Origin of the sequence: Rhodobaculum claviforme, from assembly GCF_016653255.1 — a bacterium.
GTDB lineage: Bacteria > Pseudomonadota > Alphaproteobacteria > Rhodobacterales > Rhodobacteraceae > Rhodobaculum > Rhodobaculum claviforme.
In genome coordinates, this window is record NZ_NHSD01000088.1 from 1 (window position 1) to 5160 (window position 5160).

5 protein-coding genes are annotated in these 5160 nt (G+C 72.5%); 1 reads left to right on the forward strand and 4 read right to left on the reverse strand.

Annotation, left to right across the window (positions count from 1 at the left end):
- Positions 1 to 50: 50 nt before the first annotated feature.
- Together CCR87_RS01540 and CCR87_RS01545 are read right to left on the reverse strand one after the other, a co-directional pair.
- Positions 51 to 1049 (reverse strand): TIGR01620 family protein, encoded by a 999-nt coding sequence (locus tag CCR87_RS01540; RefSeq protein WP_201155570.1) that lies wholly within the window; start codon positions 1047 to 1049, stop codon positions 51 to 53.
- A 21-nt stretch (positions 1050 to 1070) separates the two neighbouring features.
- Positions 1071 to 2507, reverse strand: coding sequence for a YcjX family protein (locus CCR87_RS01545; protein WP_201155571.1), 1437 nt, complete (start codon positions 2505 to 2507; stop codon positions 1071 to 1073).
- 106 nt (positions 2508 to 2613) lie between these two features.
- Between CCR87_RS01545 and truA the strand changes: the two genes are divergently transcribed.
- Entirely contained in the window at positions 2614 to 3381 is a 768-nt protein-coding gene (truA, locus tag CCR87_RS01550) for a tRNA pseudouridine(38-40) synthase TruA (protein WP_201155572.1), read from the forward strand.
- On the opposite strand, the gene speE is transcribed toward truA, so the two are convergent.
- Positions 3378 to 4223 (reverse strand): polyamine aminopropyltransferase, encoded by an 846-nt coding sequence (gene speE, locus CCR87_RS01555; RefSeq protein WP_201155573.1) that lies wholly within the window; start codon positions 4221 to 4223, stop codon positions 3378 to 3380. The genes truA and speE overlap by 4 nt on opposite strands.
- 71 nt (positions 4224 to 4294) lie before the next feature.
- On the reverse strand, positions 4295 to 4789 hold the full coding sequence (speD, locus tag CCR87_RS01560; protein WP_201155574.1) for an adenosylmethionine decarboxylase: 495 nt from the start codon (positions 4787 to 4789) through the stop codon (positions 4295 to 4297).
- Positions 4790 to 5160 lie beyond the last annotated feature (371 nt).

Sequence of the window (5160 nt, forward strand, 5' to 3'; positions counted from 1 at the left end):
CCCACCCGCGCCCGCCGCACGCAGCGGGCGCAGGCCCCCTTGTGGCCGGCTCAGGCGCGGTCGAAGAGGCCGGTGAGGGCGCGGCGCACAAGGGCCGTGACGCGCGGGCCGGGGGCATGGCGGAACGGGAGCGGGCGGCAGACCTCGATCGCAGCGACGCCGACGCGGGCGGTCAGCGCGCCGTTCACCACCCCTTCGCCAAAGCGGCGCGAGACTCGCGCGAGCATGCCGCCGCCCGCCACCGTGCCCACCAGATCGTCGCCCACCGCCACCGCGCCGGTGGCGACCAGATGCGTCAGCACCGCCCGCGTCAGCCGCCAGTTGCCCAGCACCCCGCTGCGCCCGCCGTAGATCTCGGCCACGCGGCGGATCATGCGCAGGTTCGCCACCAGCGCCGCCGCCACATCCGCCAGCGCCAGCGGCACCACGGCGGTGACGGTGGCCACCAGCCGGGCGGCGGCCTCCACCTCGCGCCGTGCGGCGGCGTCGAGCGGGGTGAGGAGCTCAGCCTCGGCCAGGGCCAGAAGGGCGCCCGCGTCGGCGTGGTCGTCGCGCCGTTCCGCCAGCCGGGCGCAGGCGCGCGCCATGTCCGCGCGGCCCGCATACAGCGCGCTCAGGCTGTCGAGCGTGCGCGCGGCCTGCGCCGCGTCGCCCGTCTGAAGCGCCGCCTCGGCGCCCCGGCGCAGCGCGTCAAGGCGCCGCAGCCGGCGGATCGCAACCCCCTCGCGCAATGCCAGCGCGACCAGCCCCAGCAGCAGCAGCCCGACCAGCGCTGTCGCCACCATCCCCAGCACCGGCACCCGCGTCAGCAGGTCCATCACCCAGTCCCACGCCGCCAGCCCCAGCGCCATCGCCACCAGCGCGCCCAGCGCCGACAGCACCGCGCGGGCTGCCAGCGACATCCGCCGCGCGCCGATGCGCAGGGCGGCCTGCATCGCCGCCCCCGCGGGCGTGTCCGGCGCATCGAGGATGGGCGGCGCATCCGCCGGGCCGGGGCTGGTGCCGTCGTCGTCGATCTCGAACAGGATCGGGCCGCGCGGGGGGGTCATGGGGTCATCCTTTGCTTCAGATCAGCCGCGCAACAGCCTGTCACCAATCAGGAACTCGGCGGCGCGGTCGAGGCGGATGTGCGGCGGGCCCTCGCCCGGGCGCAGCGACAGGGGGGCGGGCGCAAAGGCCATCATGCCGTAGTCCCCCTCCAGCCAGCGCGCGGCCCCTTCGCGGGCGGGGACCAGCAGGGCGGCGGGGTCGTCGGGCAGCTCGCCCGCGTGGAAGGCGGCCTGCTTGCCGGTGCGTTGCAGCCGCCCGCGCACACAGTCGACGGGGCGGCCCCAGTGGGTGCGCGTCTCCTCCACCGTGGTGCGCAGGCTGGCGAGGGACAGCGCCTCGGTCCTGGCCCCGGCGAACGAGGCGCGGTCGCGCGCTTCGCGCAGGAGCGCCGACATGATCGCGCCCAGGCGCTCGTGCTGGCTGTGATGCAGATGGTCGGCCTTGGTGGCGGCGAACAGGATCCGCTCCACCCGCCGGCCGGCCCACAGCCGCGTCAGGAAGGCGTTACGGCCGGGGCGGAAGGCGCCGAGGATCTCGGCCAGGGTGCGGCGCATGTCCTCCACCGCGCGGGGACCGGCGTGGATCGCGCCCAGCACATCGGCCAGCACCACCTGCCGGTCGAGGCGGGCGAAATGGTCGTGGAAGAACGGGCGCACGACCGCGCGCTTGTACCCCTCGAACCGCTTTTCCATCTCGCGCCAGAGGCTTGCGCGCCAGATCGAGGCCCGCGCGCGCGCCGGTTCGGGCAGCGGCGCAAACGTCAGCACCGGCGCGCCCGCCAGATCGCCCGGCAGCAGGAACCGCCCCGGCGTGCAGTCCGACCAGCCCGCCGCCCGCGCCGCCGTCAGATATTCGGTGAACCCGTGCGCCAGCGCGCGTGCGGTGGCTTCGTCATGCGTCCCACCGGGGTCGGTTTCGGACACCGCCGCCAGATAGGCCGCCGCCTCGGGCCGGTTGTGCAGCCGCGCCAGCGTCTCGGCCGACCACTGGGCAAAGCTCTTGTCCAGAAGCGCAAGGTCCAGAAGCCACTCGCCGGGATAGTCGACAATGTCGAGGTGCAGCGTCCGCGGCCCCCCCATCCGGCCCATCAGCCCGGTGGGTTGCAGCCGCAACGACAGCCGTAGCTCGGAAATGGCGCGGGTGCTTTCGGGCCACTGCGGGTCGGGACCGCTGAGCGCGGCGAGATGCGCCTCGTAATCGAACCGCGGCAGGGTCACGTCGGGCTGCGGCTGCAACCAGGCCGCCTGGATCGTCCCCGACGACGCCGCCCGCAGCTGCGGCATCCGGCCGCGGTCCATCAGATTGGCCACCAGCGAGGTGATGAAGACCGTCTTGCCCGCCCGCGACAGCCCGGTGACGCCCAGCCGCACGACCGGCTCGAACAATGCCTCGGACACGGTGGAGGATACCGTATCCATCCCCCAGGCCACCCCGTCCGCGATCCGGCCCAATACCACCGATGGTCCCCCTTTGTCCGTTCGCCCTCAGGATAAGCACCCGGCGCGGGGGATATAAGGGGGGGAGCGCTTGCCAGCGGGCGTTGCGCGCGCTACCGCCCGGCCCATGCCCCGGTTTGCCCTTCTGATCGAATATGACGGCGCGCCGTTCTGCGGCTGGCAGCGGCAATCCGGCCAGCCCTCGGTGCAGGCCGCGGTGGAGGCCGCCCTGCGTCGGCTGGAGGGGGACGCGCCGGGCATCGCCGCAGCGGGCCGGACCGACACCGGCGTGCATGCAGCCGGGCAGGTGGCGCACTGCGATCTGGCGCGCGACTGGGACCCGTTCCGCCTGGCAGAGGCGCTGAATGCCCATCTGCGGCCCGCCCCCGTGGCCGTGCTGGCGGCGGCGCGGGTCGCGGATGACTGGCATGCGCGGTTCTCGGCGCTGGAGCGGCGGTATACCTATCGGCTGGTGGCACGGCGGGCGCCGCTGGCGTTGGCGGGGGGGGCGGCATGGCATGTGCGCCATCCGCTCGCGCTGGCGCCGATGCGGGTGGCGGCGTCCCATCTGCTGGGGCGCCACGATTTCACCACCTTCCGCGCGGCGCTATGCCAGGCCGCATCGCCGGTGCGCACGCTGGAGGCGCTGGATCTGGAGGCGCTGGAGATCCCGCACGGGCTGGAGGTGCGGTTCCACCTGCGCGCGCGCAGCTTCCTGCACAACCAGGTCCGGTCGATCGTGGGGACGCTGGCGCGGGTGGGGGCGGGCGCCTGGGCGCCCGAGCGGGTCGCGGCGGCTCTTGCGGCCCGCGACCGCGCCGCCTGCGGTCCGGTCGCGCCGCCGCAGGGGCTGTGCCTGACGGGGGTCGGATACCCCCGCGATCCGTTCGCCTAGGGCATCAGCCGGCGGACATAGCCGGGCAGGGCAAAGGCCGCCAGATGCACCTCGGGGGTGTAGTAGTCGGTCTCCAGCCCGGCCTCGGCGTAGCGGGCCTGCAGGACGTTGAGCGGCGTGTCGCGCGCAACCCCGTCGGTGGCCCAGCCCAGCGCCATCGGCCCTCCGGCATAGGTCGGGATGGTGCACAGATAACAGCCCCAGTCCGCGAACAGCGCCCGGAAGGCGCGCATCGTTCCCGCCAGCTCGGCGCCCTGGAGAAAGGGCACGCCGTTCTGGGTCACGAGGACCCCGCCCTCGGTCAGGCGGCTGCGGGCGTGGCCGTAGAAGCTGTCGGTGAACAGAACCTCGCCGGGGCCGGTGGGGTCGGTGGAATCCACCAGAATCACGTCGAAGGTACCGCCCTTGCGCGCCATGAAGGCCGCGCCGTCGTCGATCACCACCTCCAGTCGCGGATCGTCAAAGGCGCCGTCGGACAGGCTGGGCAAATACTGGCGCGAGAATTCGATGACGCCCGCGTCGATCTCGACCATGACGACATGGTCGACGCCGGGGTGGCGCAGCACCTCACGCGCAAGGCCGCCGTCGCCGCCGCCGATGATCAGCACGCGGCGCGCGGCCCCATGGGCCAGCAGCGGCACATGGGCCATCATCTCGTGATAGATGAAGTTGTCGGCCTCGGTTGTCTGCACGACGTCATCGAGGGTCAGGACACGGCCAAAGCGGGCGTTTTCAAACAGGCGCAGGCGCTGGTGGTCGGTGGCGCTGTCATAAAGCACGCGATCCACCCGCAGCGACTGCGCGTAGTCGTCATGCAGGCGCTCGTGCATCCATTCGGTCATGGCGGGGTTCCCTGGTCGTCGCGGCGGCGCCCGGGTGGGGCGCCGCCGATGGGTGTGTATCGGACGGCGGCTCAGGCGGCGAGATGCGCGGGCACCAGCCCTTCGCCGCGCAGGATCTCGCGCACACGCACGTCGGAGGTGCCAAAGGCCCGTTGCAGCACCCCGACCGCAGCCCAGGGGTTGGCGTCACCACACATGAAGACGTCGAACGCGCCATAGCCGATCTCGGGCCAAGTGTGGACCGAGATGTGGCTCTCCGCCAGCACCGCCACGCCGCTCACGCCCTGGGGGCTGAACTTGTGGGTGTGGATGTGCAGCAGCGTGGCGCCGCATTCGTCGACGCAATCGCGAAAGGCGCGGGCGATCCGGGCTTCGTCATCCAGACCATGGCCGTTGACGACCTCGATGATCAGATGCGTTCCCGCAAACACCCGGCCGTCGCGGCGGATGAAGTGATCCTCGCGACCGGAATCGCAGAGGGTTGCGGCCAAACGGCCGGTGGTGTCTTCCGCGTGGGCGCCTGTCTCCAGACCGATCCCCAGTTGGAAGAGGTTGGCGTCCTTCATGGCGCGAGCCCCTTCTTACCAGCAGACAATCCAGAGCCTCCTTAGCGCCCCCCCGCAATCGCGGGGCTGGGATCGGAGCCTCTCGGAGCGCCGCACCTAGGGGGTACGCCCGACTCGCGCAAGGAATTTCTGATGCACCGGCCGCAAAATGCCGACGCGGGACGTCCATGTGGCCCGCATGCAAGGGTCAGGGCTGCGGGTCACACGCGAAGATCCGCGCGCAACCCCCTTGTGCAACGGCCTTATTCCGCGTCGGCGGTCACGAAGCTGCGCAGCAGGAACTCGGGCACATGATCCCCCATGCCCACCACCTGATCGCCGTTGCCACGGCGCGGGCCGCGCGGTGCGGGTCGGACTGCGGCGGGCGCATC